The sequence below is a fragment of the Hyphomonas chukchiensis genome (genome assembly GCF_000682695.1).
Lineage (GTDB): Bacteria > Pseudomonadota > Alphaproteobacteria > Caulobacterales > Hyphomonadaceae > Hyphomonas > Hyphomonas chukchiensis.
Window position 1 is genome coordinate 23,305 of record NZ_AWFG01000018.1, and the last position, 14,128, is coordinate 37,432.

General features: G+C 63.2%; 16 protein-coding genes. 2 read left to right on the forward strand and 14 right to left on the reverse strand.

Annotation, left to right across the window (positions count from 1 at the left end; all coding sequences use genetic code 11):
* Window positions 1-17 precede the first annotated feature (17 nt).
* Window positions 18-938, reverse strand: coding sequence for an SDR family NAD(P)-dependent oxidoreductase (locus HY30_RS07125; RefSeq protein WP_034738463.1), 921 nt, complete (start codon window positions 936-938; stop codon window positions 18-20).
* Between the two features lie 155 nt (window positions 939-1,093).
* On the opposite strand from HY30_RS07125, the gene HY30_RS07130 reads away from it, so the two are divergent.
* Complete coding sequence (locus HY30_RS07130; protein WP_034738464.1) at window positions 1,094-1,462, forward strand: VOC family protein; 369 nt, start codon at window positions 1,094-1,096, stop codon at window positions 1,460-1,462.
* Between the two features lie 118 nt (window positions 1,463-1,580).
* Window positions 1,581-1,985, forward strand: coding sequence for an OsmC family protein (locus HY30_RS20460; protein ID WP_034738542.1), 405 nt, complete (start codon window positions 1,581-1,583; stop codon window positions 1,983-1,985).
* A 75-nt stretch (window positions 1,986-2,060) separates the two neighbouring features.
* On the opposite strand, the gene HY30_RS07140 is transcribed toward HY30_RS20460, so the two are convergent.
* The 13 genes from HY30_RS07140 to ruvX form a co-directional block, all read right to left on the reverse strand.
* Window positions 2,061-2,318: an antitoxin gene (locus HY30_RS07140; protein WP_034738465.1), complete on the reverse strand. Its 258-nt coding sequence runs from the start codon at window positions 2,316-2,318 to the stop codon at window positions 2,061-2,063.
* 238 nt (window positions 2,319-2,556) lie between these two features.
* A complete protein-coding gene (rsmA, locus tag HY30_RS07145; protein ID WP_241765670.1) occupies window positions 2,557-3,390 on the reverse strand; it encodes a 16S rRNA (adenine(1518)-N(6)/adenine(1519)-N(6))-dimethyltransferase RsmA in 834 nt (277 codons plus the stop codon).
* Window positions 3,387-4,376, reverse strand: coding sequence for a 4-hydroxythreonine-4-phosphate dehydrogenase PdxA (gene pdxA, locus HY30_RS07150; RefSeq protein ID WP_422119994.1), 990 nt, complete (start codon window positions 4,374-4,376; stop codon window positions 3,387-3,389). Before pdxA ends, rsmA begins: the two co-directional genes overlap by 4 nt.
* A gap of 60 nt (window positions 4,377-4,436) precedes the next feature.
* Window positions 4,437-5,681, reverse strand: a complete 1,245-nt coding sequence (locus HY30_RS07155) for a peptidylprolyl isomerase (protein WP_034738466.1) — start codon at window positions 5,679-5,681, stop codon at window positions 4,437-4,439.
* Window positions 5,682-5,849: 168 nt separating this feature from the next.
* A complete protein-coding gene (locus tag HY30_RS07160; protein ID WP_034738467.1) occupies window positions 5,850-8,039 on the reverse strand; it encodes an LPS-assembly protein LptD in 2,190 nt (729 codons plus the stop codon).
* A gap of 41 nt (window positions 8,040-8,080) precedes the next feature.
* Window positions 8,081-8,326 (reverse strand): DprA-like winged helix domain-containing protein, encoded by a 246-nt coding sequence (locus HY30_RS20665; RefSeq protein WP_162176905.1) that lies wholly within the window; start codon window positions 8,324-8,326, stop codon window positions 8,081-8,083.
* A complete protein-coding gene (locus tag HY30_RS07165; protein WP_034738468.1) occupies window positions 8,233-8,463 on the reverse strand; it encodes a hypothetical protein in 231 nt (76 codons plus the stop codon). Before HY30_RS07165 ends, HY30_RS20665 begins: the two co-directional genes overlap by 94 nt.
* Before the next feature lie 157 nt (window positions 8,464-8,620).
* A complete protein-coding gene (gene plsY, locus HY30_RS07170) occupies window positions 8,621-9,238 on the reverse strand; it encodes a glycerol-3-phosphate 1-O-acyltransferase PlsY (RefSeq protein ID WP_034738470.1) in 618 nt (205 codons plus the stop codon).
* Window positions 9,239-9,307: 69 nt separating this feature from the next.
* A complete protein-coding gene (locus HY30_RS07175; protein ID WP_051615045.1) occupies window positions 9,308-10,381 on the reverse strand; it encodes a glycoside hydrolase family 5 protein in 1,074 nt (357 codons plus the stop codon).
* Between the two features lie 34 nt (window positions 10,382-10,415).
* On the reverse strand, window positions 10,416-11,708 hold the full coding sequence (gene pyrC, locus HY30_RS07180; RefSeq protein WP_034738473.1) for a dihydroorotase: 1,293 nt from the start codon (window positions 11,706-11,708) through the stop codon (window positions 10,416-10,418).
* Window positions 11,705-12,652, reverse strand: a complete 948-nt coding sequence (locus HY30_RS07185; RefSeq protein WP_034738475.1) for an aspartate carbamoyltransferase catalytic subunit — start codon at window positions 12,650-12,652, stop codon at window positions 11,705-11,707. Before HY30_RS07185 ends, pyrC begins: the two co-directional genes overlap by 4 nt.
* A 54-nt stretch (window positions 12,653-12,706) precedes the next feature.
* A complete protein-coding gene (locus tag HY30_RS07190) occupies window positions 12,707-13,633 on the reverse strand; it encodes an AEC family transporter (protein WP_034738478.1) in 927 nt (308 codons plus the stop codon).
* Window positions 13,630-14,088: a Holliday junction resolvase RuvX gene (gene ruvX / locus HY30_RS07195; protein ID WP_034738480.1), complete on the reverse strand. Its 459-nt coding sequence runs from the start codon at window positions 14,086-14,088 to the stop codon at window positions 13,630-13,632. The genes HY30_RS07190 and ruvX overlap by 4 nt, the downstream gene beginning before the upstream one ends.
* Window positions 14,089-14,128 lie beyond the last annotated feature (40 nt).

The window sequence follows — 14,128 nt, forward strand, 5'->3', positions numbered from 1 at the left end:
ACTCGCCTGAAGCAACCTTAGGCCTTCACACCACCGGCTACGACGGCAAACATGTGCTGGCCGTGTTCACCGCCGGCCTTGAAGGCTGGCAGGGTCCTGGACGTGTCGGTGATCTGGTCCCACTTGGCGGCAACAGCTTCAGCGGTGAGGTCGTCGCCGACGCCGACGAAGGCGCCTTCGGTTTCAACGATACGCGCGATCGAGAAGGCGCCTGCAGCGGCCGACAGGATGACGCCGGTCGGGGCATCTTCCTTGACGAGGTTCATCACGCCGGGCGACACGTATTCAGGCTTGAGCTGCTCGAGAACGGCCGGCGGCATCAGGCCTTCCGTCATCTGCGTGGCGGCAACCGGGCAGACGGCGTTGATCTTGATGTTGTTCTTCGCGCCTTCGATTTTCAGCGTGTTCATCATGCCGACGAGGCCGAGCTTGGCGGCGCCATAGTTGGCCTGGCCGAAGTTGCCGTAGAGGCCGGTCGAGGACGTCGTCACGACGATACGGCCGTAATTTTGTTCCTTCATGATGTCCCAGGCGGCGTGGATCGGCATGAACGAGCCGCGCAGGTGAACGTCGATGACGAGGTCAATGTCGGTTTGCGTCATCTTGGAGAAGGACTTGTCGCGCAGAATGCCGGCATTGGCGATCAGGATGTCGATGCGACCCCATTTGGCCATCGTGTCGTCGATCATCTTCTTGACGCCGGCAGCGTCGGCCACCGAGGAGCCATTGGCCATGGCTTCGCCGCCAAGGGCCTCGATTTCCTTCACGACGCCTTCAGCGGCGGCCGAGCTGCCGCCCGATCCGTCCATGCTGGAGCCGAGGTCGTTGACGACGACCTTTGCGCCGCGGCGGGCGAGTTCGAGGGCGTGGCAACGGCCAAGGCCGCCGCCGGCACCGGTAACGATGGCAACTTTGCCGTCAAAGCGGATATCGGACATGGGAAAACTCCTGCAATTGCAACAAACGGTTCTGGCCGGTGTCACACCAGACGTTCACGTAAACGTCAAGCCGCGTCCCTGCGTCATATCTTGCCGGAAGCGCATGCCCGTGGTCAGAGTGCCAAAAAGAAACGCATGAAATGGGAGGAATCAGCATGCTGGCTTATGTGACGCTTGGAACCAATAACAAGGAAAAAGCCCTGGCTTTCTATGACGCCGTACTGGGCGAAATGGGCGCGAAACGCTTCTTCGCGAACGACCGCCTGCAATTCTACGGCGTCGGCCCGGGCCAGCCCATGCTGGCGATTGGCGATCCGTATGACAAGGAAAGCGCCAGCTGCGGCAATGGCGTGATGCCGGCGCTGGCCTGCGCGGACAACGCAACGGTCGACAAGGTCTATAACAAGGCGATCAGCCTCGGCGCCGTTGACGAAGGCGCACCGGGCAACCGGATGCCGACCTTCTATGGCGCCTATTTCCGCGATCCGGACGGCAACAAGATCTGCGTCTGCAAGCTCGGCTAGACTGTCACCGAGTCCGCTGCTCCGGTTACGGCTGGAGCGGCGGATTGGTATTCGACTGGCGCGACCTGCCGAGCGGGCGCCCAGTGCTTTCCTGAAACCGGACGGAAAGGACACGCGCATACTTGAATACAATGTTAGTGCGAGGCGGGTCGATGCGCATGGCAGCGAGGCGCGGGCCAAAGAGGCCGTGCTGGTCATCGATACAGACATGAAGGGAAGGCGTGATGCCTTCAATCCAGCAGAACTCCTGCTGGCCTCGGTGGCGGCCTGCATGCTGAAAGGCGTCGAGCGCGTGACGCCGATGCTCGAATTCCAGCTGCGCGGCATCGAGATCAGCCTGCACGGGATGCGTCAGGATTCACCGCCGAAAATGGTGTCCATCGCCTACGAGATTGTCGTGGATAGTGACGAGACGGATCACCGGCTCGAACTGCTGCACAAGAACGTCCGGAAATTCGGCACAATATCAAATACGGTCGCAGACGCACTGGACCTGTCGGGCACGCTGACGCGTAAGGCGTAGCTAGATGGACTGAGAAGCGCATCCCCCTCATCGCCGAGCGAGAGGGGGATGGCTTTAGGTCATTTCAGACCTGGATCATTCCGGGTCGGCGGCGTCTTCGGCAGCGTCGTGGACGGCGTCGACAGGGTCGGTGTTTTCATTGCCCGTCACTTCGTCGATCGCTTCGCCGGCATTTTCGAGCATGCCGTCATCGTGGTCGACTTCACCCGTGACGGCTTCTTCGATGGCGGAATCCATCTTCTCGCCTGTCTTCTCGGCACTCGAATTCTCGCCACATGCGGCCAGCATGAGAAGGCCGGCCAGCATCAGGCCTGTCGTTTTCAATTTCCGCATTTTACTGCTCCTGTCGTTTTGATCGGATAGTCGGACAGGGACGCATGGCCCCGGAGCCCGGTCCTGCCTGCGTTGGCGAGCGTGGACTGGCATAAGCATGGCCGCATCGCTGTCGATTCGCAATGTCTGTGCGATTGTGAGGAGAAGCATGACCGTAACCGCGAGGGGCTCGATGGGGATCCGGTCTTCAATGGCATGAGATCCCGGCATTCGCCGGGATGGTGGGTGGGGAGCACGTTCAGGCCAGACTTGCCGCCAGCCGCCTGAAGTCATCCTGCGTCAGCGTTTCGGCGCGGGCGGTGGGGTCAATGTCGACGCTCTGGAGCCATTCGGCGGCTTTCAGGCCGCGCTTTTTGGCGAAGGGTTTGAGGGCGGCGCGCATCATCTTTCGGCGCTGGCCGAAGGCGGCGCCGGTGATCTGTTCGAGCAGGTCGATGTGCTGGAACCGCTCGGCAGCGGGCAGAGGCTCAAGCACCGCGACGGCGCTGTCGACCTTGGGCGGCGGCGAGAAGGCGCCGGGCGGCAGCGTGAAGGCTATGTGGGGCCGCGTCGCCGACTGGGCGAGCACGGCGAGGCGGCCATAATGGTCCGTATCCGGTGCAGCGCAGATGCGTTCGGCGACTTCCTTCTGGAACATCAGCGCCATCTCGCCGCGCCAGTCGCCGGCCTTAAGCCAGCCGACGAGCAGGGGCGTGCCTACATTGTAGGGCAGGTTGGCGATGATCATGGCAGGCCGGGTGGCGCCGGCCTCGGCGACCAGTTTCTCGAAATTGACCTTGCGGGCATCTTTCTGGACGACGATCAGCCGGCCATCGCGCGCGGCGGGCCAGTGTGTCAGCGCCTCGGCAAAGCGGGGGTCTGTCTCGACCGCGATGACGGTGCCGGCGCCTTCATCGAGCAGGGCGCGCGTCAGGCCGCCGGGGCCGGGCCCGACTTCGATGACAACACGGTCCTTCACCGGACCTGCCGCAAGGGCGGCGCGGTGGAGAATGCTGGGATCGAACAGGAAGTGCTGGCCGAGCGCCTTGCGGGCCGGAGCGTCTGTCAGTTCGGGGCGGTCCATGTCGCTCATGCGGCGGTCGCCCGTGTGTGGGCCATGGCGGCAGCAAGGCGGATGGCGGCGATGAGGCTGTCGGGGCGCGTGGTGCCTGCGGCGGCAGCGTCGTAGGCGGTGCCGTGGTCGGGGCTGGTCCGCACGACAGGGAGGCCGAGCGTGACATTGACGCCGCCCCACATGTCGAGCGTCTTGACCGGGATCAGGCCCTGGTCATGCGTCATGGCGATGACGGCATCATAGGCGCCGCCAAGGGCTTCGGCGAAGACTGTGTCGCCGGGGCGGGCGTTTGACATGTCGATACCAGACAGGCGCAGGGCATGGGCGGCAGGATTGATGACGGAGATTTCTTCCTTGCCGATGGTGCCGTCTTCACCCGCATGCGGGTTGAGGCCGGTAAAGGCGATGCGCGGCGCGGCAACACCGAAATCCCGCCGAAGCGAGGCGGCAACGATCTGGCCGATCTGCACGAGACCCGGGACTGTCAGCGCATAGCCAACGGTCATCAGCGGGATGTGGATCGTAGCGAGGGCGACACGCAGGCCGCCGCCAACGAGCATCATGACCGGCCTGGGGGGCGGACTGTTCGGATCGGCACAAAGGTGCGCGACATATTCCGTGTGGCCGGGATAGGCAAAGCCCGCACCGTAGAGCAGGGCCTTGTTGATCGGGTTGGTGACGACTCCGGAAGCCACGCCATCCAGGGCGTGGGACGTGGCCAGCGCAATGGAGCGGATGATGGCGGGGGCCGCCTCGGCGTCCGGCTTGCCGGGCTGGATGTCCGGCACATCATTCAGGGCGAGCACGGGGAGGGCATGCGGGAACACGTCTGCGGCTTCTTCGGGCGAGGCGATCTCGCGGACGGGCAGGTCGGACGGATACAGGCTCGGGGCGCTGATGGCGTAGAAGGCGAGGCTCGGGTCGGCACGAAGCTGGCGCCAGGCCTCTGCCGTGATGGCAGGACCGCACCCGGCCGGGTCCCCCATGGTCAGCACCAGGGGCAAAAAGGAGACATCTTCGCTCACGTGCGGAGGTGTGGTTCCAAACGCGGGATCGTGCAAGCCCTAACGATAGATGATCGTGGCTTCACGGCGCAGGTTGCGCAGCTCGCGCTCCGAGATCATGCCCAGTTCGCGGTTCTTCAGGCTGCCCTTCAGGTCGTCGCGCGAGGGCAGGGCCTCGGCGCCATCATTGCGGGCGCAGACATACATGGTGGCTAGGCCGCCGGACGCTGCGAAGATGGCCGTGGGCTGGCCGACATCGGCTGACATGACCAGATCCTTGCCCTCGGGGCCAAGCTCGTCGATATTGATCTCGTCAAGATCGGACGCGCGCAGATTGGTCTTGGAATTGGCAACGCTCTGGACGTCGTCACAGGTCTTGATCTGTTCCATGGCGGCCTGGAGGTCTTCCTCCTTGCCATCCGTGACGAAGAGGCGCTTGAGGTTGACCTTGGTCACGGCCTGGCTCGGTTCGCGCTTGTTGGCGACGAGGAGGATGTAGACGCCGTTTTCGACGGGAATGGGCTCAAGCAGGCCGGGCTTGTCGATGCCGGAGACGGCTGCGGCCAGTTCAGGCGCGAGGTCTTCGGTGGAAATCCAGCCCATGTCGCCGCCCGTTGCCGCCGTTGGGGCCGAAGAGATGCGCTGCGCGGCGACCCGGAAGTCTGCGCCTTGCTTCAGCTGGTCAAGAACGGTCTTGGCGGCGGCGAGGGCCTGGGCCTTGGTTTCCTCATCCGGCGCAAAGAAGAAGATTTCCGATACGCGATACTGGGTTTTTTTGGAGGCCGTGCGCATGCGCTCAAGCTGGTCGTCCACCTGGTTTTCGGAGACGCGGATACGCGAACCATAAAGGCCGCTCATGACGCGGTTCCAGGCGATCTCGGCGCGCATCTGTTCTTCAAGGCTGGCGGGATTGACGCCGGACTCCAGCAGCTGGGCCTTGAGCTGGTCGCCGGTCGTGCCGCCCTGACGGGCCATGTCTTCAACGGCGCCATCAATTTCGCGCGCGTCGATCTCCATGTCGAATTCGGCGGCCTTCTCGAGCTGGAGGCTTTCGTCGATCAGCTGTTCAAGGGCCTGTCCCGTGATCTGTTGGATCTGCTCGGGGGAGGGTTGCTGGCCGCCCAGGCTGAGCAGGAGCAGGCGCGCGCGCTGGCGTACATCCGAGTAGGAGATCGGCTTGTCATTGACGACGGCGGCGATGCCTTCCAGCGCAAGGCGCCCGGAATCCGTGGAATCCTGCGCATTGGCGACGCCTGCGGCAGACAATGCAAACAGGGAGGCAGCGACAAGTAACTGACGGACCATGTATTTTCTCCGTTGAGCCCCCAGCCGGGCCCAATTCATGTATGTGGAGCGGACCATACAAGTCCTATCGCAAGGCGCAACGGATCAGGACAGTCATGCCTTAATCGTTACAGAAAAATCAGGTTTCTAGGCTCACCGACGCGAGGCCTGGCAAGGGACCATTCCGAATCAGTCGAACTCGCTCGAACCAAATTCCCCAAGGGATTTGAGCGAGAAGCGGAACTGGATGCTTTCGGTGGGACCAAGCGTCCGGTCGTTAAGCTCGGACCGCTGGTAGACGAGTTCAAATCGCGAGCAGTCGTCCTCATAGGCAATCCCGAATTCACGTCTCGCGTTCAGGTCGGCGACAATGTCGCGCAACTGGCCGAAAATGAGCGAGTAGCGCTTGGTCACCTGGAACTCGCCGCGCATGAAGATGCCCTCATCGGGCCGGCCGAGGGGGCTGATGCGCTCATTGATGTTGTAGTACTGGGCGACGCCGCGCAGCCGCTTGTAGGAGGTGCTGAGGCGTGCGTCGATCCGGTTCAGCTTGTAGCCGTCATCATCTAGGCGCACACGCGTATCTACGCGCAGCGCCCGTCCGAAATCGGCCGATGCCGAGCCAACCCAGTCAGACGATGTGCCATCCAGGTTGCTGGCAACGTCAAAATTCGGGTCGGTCCGCGAGCGCCAGCGGCGTCCCAGCGTGGTGGCGAATTCAGGGCCATTCCTAAAGACGGCGCGTGCGGTCACACCGGCGGCGACCTTCCCGTCGCCCTCATAGAGATCGTAATTGCCAAACCCGTTGGCCTCGAAGAGGTCGCCTTCATCGAATTCATAGAGAATGCTGTCCTCGATCGGAATGGCTGTGCCGTTCACGTTCGAGAATCCCCAGGCGGCCATCACCGTGGGCTCCACCATGATGTCCACGATCTTACCAGGGCGGACCAGCGGATAGGAAACGCGCGCACCGGCATTGCCCACGGCGCGGCTGACATCGGGTTCGCCCGAGACGTCTTCATTCAGCGCGTAATAGTCTCCACGGATCTCTGCGAAGGGCTCGAATGTGAAGCCGCCCGGCAGCACGTTCAGGTCCGACCAGTCCCCGCCGACGCTGACGCGCTGGCTATTCAGGCCGCTTTCCCGTGTCAGCATGGCGGACGAGGCATTGACGGCGGCAAAGCCATAGTCGCCAAGATCCCAGTATTTTTCGGTGAATGCGATAGGCGCGACTGTCGGCAGGGTTCGGGAATCGTCGGAGCCCCGCAACCCCTGGAAATCGAGTACGGCGATATCTGTATAGTAGCTGTCGCCCTGACCGACCGCGAAAAGCTGGGACATCAGTCGGCGCGGCTGGCTTGTGTAAAGTCCGCGGCGTTCCCCCTGGCCGCTGATATCATAGCGCCGGTCATAAAGGTCGTCGGATTGGGTCTCGACCCCGAAGCCCCATTTCCATTCAGGACTGATCGCGAACAGGCCTTTGCCATAGATATGGCCGCGCCATTTCTCATCGCCAAACCTGACGCCGTCGCTATCGAAATCGGCTTCGCGGGTAATGCTTGAATTGATCTTGATACCGCCGGAATAGAACCGCTTGCGATAGTCGAGTTCCACCATCGGGTTCACGTTCGCGCTCACCATCGGTGAGATGGTCAGGTCCTGCGACGGCGAAATCGCCCAATAATAGGGTTGCTGGTAGAAAGCGCCGAGCTTGGACGACAAGCCGCCCGACGGCACAAGGAACCCGGACCGCCTATCGGATGTAGGATCGGGGTGGGACAGATAGGGTAGGTAGAAGACCGGAATGCCGCCAACCTCAAGCACCACATCGCGGTAGGAAATCATCTGGCTTTCTGTGTCCAGCACCGCACGGCGGGCGCGCAGTGACCAGGTTGGGGTCGTATCGTCGCCACAGAGCTCGCAGGACGTATAGATCACCTGCTCCAGTGCGTTCACGCCATTGCTCTTGCGAATCCCAGAATTGGCGACGATCGTCGCCCCTTCCGGCAGGCGGGCTGAAAAGCCGATGGCATAGCCGTCCGCGAGATCGGAATTCACTTCGACTTCGTCGGCAAACTGCTGGGATCCGTCGGTATCCACGATGACGACATTGCCTGTGGCACGGACGCGATCTGTCGTCTTATTGTAGATGATCCGGTCGGCGCGCAGCACGCGGCCTTCGTAAAGGGCCTCGACATTGCCTTCGGCAACGACGCTGTTCTCTTCCCGGATTTCATAGATATAGTCGGCTTCAAGAACGACATGTTCCGTCGGCTTGTCAGCCGGCGCAGCCACTTCGGATGTTTCCTGTGCGTGCGCCGAAAGGGCCCCGGATGACACCAGACCCAATGCCGCGGCGTAGAGAAGCCAATTCGCCAAGTCCGGATTACCTCAGTCACGTCTGCGCATTTGGATGGGCATCATATGCCTGCGCCGGATTGTTGATCAGACAGGAGGCTTAGAGGTGATGGCGAAGGCCGTCCAGCCATAGGCGGCTTCTGGCGGCATTTTCCTGCGCAGCGCGGTGCTTTCAGAACACAGCGGCCGTGCTCAGATCGCCCGCCCGGCAGCGTCATGGCGCGGTCGGAAAGCTCCAGTTCGACAAGGATGGCGGCACATTGAGCGGCGCCGAGGCTGCAGGCCCGGGCGATTTCTTCGATGGGCATGGGATAATGGAAAGGGCATCGAGAAACTGTTCGAGCTGGCTTTCGGGAAGGGAGTCGCCATGCATTTCAGCATCGTACGGTCCGTTCTCGAGGGCGGCGACATGGGCAAAGCGGAGCGAGGACAGGATCGTGAGCACGTATCGGTATGCCGAACGAGAGAAGACCCTTGATAAATAAGTGCATTTATTCCGGGCGCCGGTGGGGCGAGCAGGGAGTCAGCTACGTCCGTCACTTCACGGCCCCGCTCGCGGATCCAATCACGACGCTCACTCTCGGACAGGCGCCGCGCTGGACTCATGCTTCAGGTTTGGCCTTGGGTGTGCCGAATCTGGGTTCAGTGCCCTTGAGCAGGCGACCCAGGTTTGTCCGGTGGGTCCAGAACACGAGGAGGGAGAGGAGCGTCAGGCCGATGAGGACGACCGGATTGCCCTCGCCAAGCAGGTAGGCGCCGGGTGGGACAAGAGCCGCCGCCGTAAGGGCCGCAAGCGACGAAATACGCGTGATCGCAAAGAGAAATAGCCAAACGGGCGCAGCAACGAAGAAGCCGGGCAGCGTCGTGAAGGGCAGCAGGCCGGCATAGGTGGCGATGCCCTTGCCGCCCTTGAAGCCCAGCCAGACGGGGTAGCAATGGCCAACAAAAGCCATGGCACCTGCGACGAAGCCGATCTCGCGGCCGAAGAAATACGTGAAGGCCAGGGCAACAAGTCCTGCCTTGAGGCTGTCGAGCAGGAGCGTCGCAAGGGCGAGGTCCTTGCGGCCGGTGCGTAGCACGTTGGTCGCGCCGATATTGCCTGACCCGATGCTGCGGATATCGCCGAGACCTGCGGCCTTGGTGATCAGCAGTCCGAAGGGAATCGAGCCTGCGAGATAACCGCAGGCGGCCGCCGCGCCATATCCCATCCATGCCTGCATCCGTTTTCTCCCTGCGATGTTCTGTCAGATGGTCTACGAACCCTGCCAGCCTGCGGCAAGGGTTTCGGATCAATCGTCCAGCAATGCGGCGCGGACCGGCTCAATCCAGGCCTCCTTGTCAGGATCGTAGGAGCGGAAATTCGACGCGAATCCCCAATGGCACCAGCCGAACTCATTCGACTCGGCCAATTCCCGCATAGTGCGTGTCCACCGGGCGCGGTCTTCCATGGGCGCTGCATCATAGACCCCGAATTCTCCGAGCAGGAGGGGATGGCTATGCAAATCCCGGAAGGCGGCGGCACGGGCAAAGTCGGCCTTGACCTGGTCCATGTCTGCCTTGGTGCCCCAATGGGCGCCGACAGGCGGCGTGGGTTTGAAGAATTCTGCGCCCTGATGGGTAAAGCTGAACGGGTCGTAATAGTGCCAGGAGAGGATGATGCGCGAATCGGCTGGCGGGGCGCTTTGAAGGAGTCCCGTGAGCGAGCCCCAGTCCGGCGTTGCAAGGATGATCCAGCGATGGGGCTGAGACTGCCTGATCTGGCGGACGATGCGCCTGTTCAGGTCATCGGTCCGTTTCGCCGTCATGTTCGTGTGCGGCTCGTTGAGCACTTCGAAGATCAGCGTGTCAGGATAGGTCTCATAGTGTGCCGAAAGCTGTTTCCAGATGCTTTCGAGGCGCCGCTCATGCCGCGCCGGGTCCATGTTCAGGTCGTAATAGTGATGGACGTCGAGGATGACTTTCAGGTCTTTCGAGAGGGCATAGTCGATGATCTCGTCGGTGCGCTCCAGAAGGTGGTCTTCGATCCTGTAGCGGCCCCAGGTGCCGGCGTGACCCGACCAGTTGACGGGCAGCCGGATCGTGTCGAAACCTGCGGCCTTGATCCGGTCGATGTCCTCAAGGCGGATCGTGTAGCCCCATTCGCCCTCGTTGGGAGCTTCCAGCGCGCCGCTCATGTTGATGCAGCGCTGAACGGGGGAGGGTTGGCGCAGGCTGGACGTCTCGCTGCACGCCGTCAGGGTGGTCGAGGCCGCCATAACCCAGGCCAGGGCGACCGCGTAGCGTTTGATTCTGTGTTGCAGATTCCCCATGAAATGCATCTGGCAGGATGCCGACAGGCGGTCAATCAGAAGTGGCCACCACATCTGCACACATGCCCTGTCGCTGCATTTCGAGGCATCAGCCTGCCGGTGCGTATTCGAACACGGTTTCGCCGCCGACGAGCGTGCGCATCACGCGGCCCTGCAGGCGCCGGCCGTCGAAGGGCGAGTTGGTCGAACGCGAGCGCAGGTCTTCGCGCACGCAGAGCCAGGGCTTGCCCGGATCGAACAGGATGAGGTCAGCCGGTGTGCCTGACTTGAGGCGGCCCTGCGGCAGGCCGAGCAAGTCTGCCGGACGGCAGGTGACCGGTGCGAGCGCGTCAAGCAGTGGCAGGTCTGCGTCATTGACGAGGCTCATCAGCGCCGAGAGCGTGGTCTCGAGGCCCGCCGCGCCAAAGGCCGCTTCGCCGAAGGGCAGGCGTTTCTCTTCCGGGGGTTGCGGGTCATGTGCGGAGACGACCGCGTCGATCTCGCCGCGCTTGAGGGCGGCGATCAGGCCCTGACGGGTTTCCTCGTCACGGAAGGGCGGGTTGACCTTGCAATAGGTGAGATAGTCGCCGACGTCGCGTTCGTTGAAGAAGAGCGTATGCGCGGCAACGGTGGCGTGGATGCTGGCGCCACGGGCGCGTGCAGCGGCGATGATCTGCAGCGTGCGCTCGGTGGAGACCTGATCAACCACGAGGCGGCAGCCTGTGGCTTCGGCCAGCATCACATCGCGGGCCGCGCCGATCCATTCCGCTTCGGGCGGGATGCCGGAGAGGCCGATCCTCGCGGCGAGGGCGCCCGCATTCATGACGCCGGAACCGGACAGTGCCCGCTCGTCCGGCCGTGACATGACCAGCGCATTGCGGCTGGCGGCATAGGACATGGCGCGCTTCATGATCGAGGCGTTGGCAATGGGCATGTCGCCATTGGTGAAGATGATCGCCTCGGCGTCCGCCATCAGCCCGATCTCGGCCATTTGCTCGCCTTTGAGGCCAACCGTCAGCGCGCCGGAGGGATAGATGCGGGCCTTTGCGGTCTTGCGGGCCTGCTCGATGATGAAGCGCACGAGGGCGACATCATCCACAACGGGGCGCGTGTCGGGCATGACGACGAAACTGGTGACGCCGCCGGCAACGGCGGCGCGTGAGGCGGTGGCGAGCGTTTCCTTCTGCTCGTCGCCCGGCTCGCCGGTCTTGACGCGCAGGTCGATCAGGCCGGGCGCGAGGCAGAGGCCGCCGGCATCGAGGCTTTCCTTTGCATCCGCGTGAGGGCCGGTCTGGCCCTTGGCGATATCCTTGATCTTGCCCTTGTCGATGAAGATCGCGCCGGGTTCGTCCAGGCCGGTGGCCGGGTCGAGCAGGCGGGCATTGTGGATCGAGAGGCTCATGGTCGTGTCCCCGCGAGAAGGTCCAGCACGGCTTCGCGTACGGCGACGCCCATTTCGACCTGTTCCGTGATCACGGAGCGCGGGCCGTCCGCAATGGCGCTTTCGATCTCGATGCCGCGGTTCATCGGGCCGGGGTGCATGACCGTGGCATCCGGCAGGGCCAGCGCGAGGCGTTCCTGCGTCAGGCCGAAATAGCGGAAATATTCGCGGCGGCTCGGCAGGAAGGCGCCGTCCATGCGCTCCATCTGCAGGCGCAGCATCATGACCACGTCGGCCCCTTTGAGAGCGGCGTCGAAGTCGGTTGTCGCGCTTGCGGCGCCCCATGTATCGGTGCCGGGTGGCAGCAGGGTTTTCGGGCCGCAGAGATGAACCTCTGCGCCCAGCAGGTGCAAGGCCATCGTGGTGGAGCGGGCGACGCGGCTGTGGGCGATGTCCCCACAGATAACGACTTTGAGGCCCTCGACGCGGCCCTTGTTGCGCCGGATCGTCAGGACGTCGAGCAGGCCCTGGGTGGGGTGTTCATGGGTGCCGTCGCCGGCATTGATGACCGCGCAGTCGACCTTGCGCGAGAGCAGCTTGGCGCCGCCCGAGGCCGAGTGGCGGATGACCAGAACGTCGGGCTTCATGGCGTTCAGCGTCATCGCCGTGTCGATCAGGGTCTCGCCCTTCTTCACGCTCGAATTGGCGACCGGCATGTTGATGACGTCGGCACCCAGGCGTTTCGCGGCGATCTCGAAACTGCTCATCGTGCGGGTGGAATTCTCGAAGAAGAGGTTCACCACCGTGCGCCCGGTCAGGACCGGATCGGCGCGCTGGCCCGCGCGCGTGGCATCCGCATAGCGGTCGGCGAGGTCCAGAATGTGGGTGATATCCAGAGGGTGAAGGCCTTCGATTCCCAGCAAGTGCGCGTGATCGAAACTGTAAGTGTATCCCGCCATCGGCATGGAAGCCCTTTCGATTTGGGGCGGTTTAGGCGCGATTCCGGTCGGCGGCAAGCCTCAGGCGAGGCCGAAATGTATCGCGGTGAACCAGATCAGCGGCAGGGTGATCATGGCGAGTACGGTTTCCACAGCGATCAGGTTGGCCGAAAGCGGGCCGTCGCCGCCAAGCTGGCGGGCGAGGATATAGCCATTGGTGGCGGTCGGAACGCTGGCGCAGATGAGCATGATGGCGAGGGGCGTGCCGCTGAGGCCGATGGCGAGGCCTGCTGCGAGGGCTGCAGCCGGCAGGCCGAGGAGACGCACGAGGGCCCAGGTGAAGGTGCGCACGCCGGCCCGGCGCAAGGCAGCAAGGTCGACCCCCGCACCGGCGCTGAGCAGGCCGAGCGCGATGGTGCCCTGACCGAGGATGCGGAGCGTGTCATCGAGCACTTTCGGGCTCTGGAAATGCGTGGCGGCGACGATGCCGCCGATGACGCAGGCGATGATCAGCGGGTTGGTCATCAGGGCGCGGAAGGGGCGGGGCTTGGTGCCGGAGGCATGTTCCGCGTTGAGGATGAGGCCGTAGACAGAGAGTACGTTGGCCGTGGGGATCATCGCGGCGGCGGCGATGGTAACAAGCGCGAGACCTTCGTCACCGAACAGGATGGAGCCGAGCGAGAGCGCGACGAACGTGTTCCAGCGGACATTTGACTGGATGATCGAGCCGACAGCCGGGCGTTCCATGCCGGGCCACATTCGGGCGCCGAAACCAATCGCAGCGAGGACGAGCTGGGCGATGATCAGCGCAGCAGCGAGCTTCCACGGCGCGGTGTCAAACGGGGCATTGCCGAGCGAGCGGATGATGAGCGCAGGGAAGAGCAGGATATAGGAGATCCGCTCGATGGCGCGCCACCCTTCGGGCGTGATCCAGTTCTTGGCTGCGATCAGTCGCCCAATGGCGACGATAATGATGACCGGCAGGAGCGCGAAGATGAAGGATGTCATGGGCGGCGCTCCAGAAGGTCCAGGGTTGATTTGAGGATGATGGCGGCGGCCTGCGCGTCGATTCGGTCGTCGCGGCGCTTGCGGGAAACTTCCGCCTCCCACATGGCGTTTTCGGCTTCGGCGCTGGAGAGGCGTTCGTCCTGGAAGAAGATCGGCACGTCCCGCTTCTGCAGGATGTTCCAGGCGAGGGCACGGGTCGACTGGGCCCGGCGGCCCTCGCTGCCATCCATGTTGAGCGGCAGGCCGATGACAAGGGCGACGGCCTTGCGATCGTCGTAAATCTCGAAGAGACGGGTGATCATGGGCCCCAGCGCCTTGCCGCGATGGATGGTCTCGACCGGGCTTGCGAGCATGCGGATGCCGTCGGTTGCAGCGACGCCCATGGTCTTGGTGCCGGGATCGATGCCGAGGAGGACGCCGGTGCGCGGCAGGGAATCGATATCTGTAACGGCCATTGGCCGCTCACATAGCGCCTTGAAGCCTTGTTGCCTATCG

What these genes read in the sequence shown, in the direction of transcription:
- HY30_RS07125 (WP_034738463.1), bottom strand. Translation starts at nt 938, where the DNA reads ATGTCCGATATCCGCTTTGACGGCAAAGTTGCCATCGTTACCGGTGCC.
- HY30_RS07130 (WP_034738464.1), top strand. Translation starts at nt 1,094, where the DNA reads ATGCTGGCTTATGTGACGCTTGGAACCAATAACAAGGAAAAAGCCCTG.
- HY30_RS07140 (WP_034738465.1), bottom strand. Translation starts at nt 2,318, where the DNA reads ATGCGGAAATTGAAAACGACAGGCCTGATGCTGGCCGGCCTTCTCATG.
- rsmA (WP_241765670.1), bottom strand. Translation starts at nt 3,390, where the DNA reads ATGAGCGACATGGACCGCCCCGAACTGACAGACGCTCCGGCCCGCAAG.
- HY30_RS07155 (WP_034738466.1), bottom strand. Translation starts at nt 5,681, where the DNA reads ATGGTCCGTCAGTTACTTGTCGCTGCCTCCCTGTTTGCATTGTCTGCC.
- HY30_RS20665 (WP_162176905.1), bottom strand. Translation starts at nt 8,326, where the DNA reads ATGCCCATCGAAGAAATCGCCCGGGCCTGCAGCCTCGGCGCCGCTCAA.
- plsY (WP_034738470.1), bottom strand. Translation starts at nt 9,238, where the DNA reads ATGCAGGCATGGATGGGATATGGCGCGGCGGCCGCCTGCGGTTATCTC.
- HY30_RS07175 (WP_051615045.1), bottom strand. Translation starts at nt 10,381, where the DNA reads ATGTGGTGGCCACTTCTGATTGACCGCCTGTCGGCATCCTGCCAGATG.
- pyrC (WP_034738473.1), bottom strand. Translation starts at nt 11,708, where the DNA reads ATGAGCCTCTCGATCCACAATGCCCGCCTGCTCGACCCGGCCACCGGC.
- HY30_RS07185 (WP_034738475.1), bottom strand. Translation starts at nt 12,652, where the DNA reads ATGCCGATGGCGGGATACACTTACAGTTTCGATCACGCGCACTTGCTG.
- HY30_RS07190 (WP_034738478.1), bottom strand. Translation starts at nt 13,633, where the DNA reads ATGACATCCTTCATCTTCGCGCTCCTGCCGGTCATCATTATCGTCGCC.
- ruvX (WP_034738480.1), bottom strand. Translation starts at nt 14,088, where the DNA reads ATGGCCGTTACAGATATCGATTCCCTGCCGCGCACCGGCGTCCTCCTC.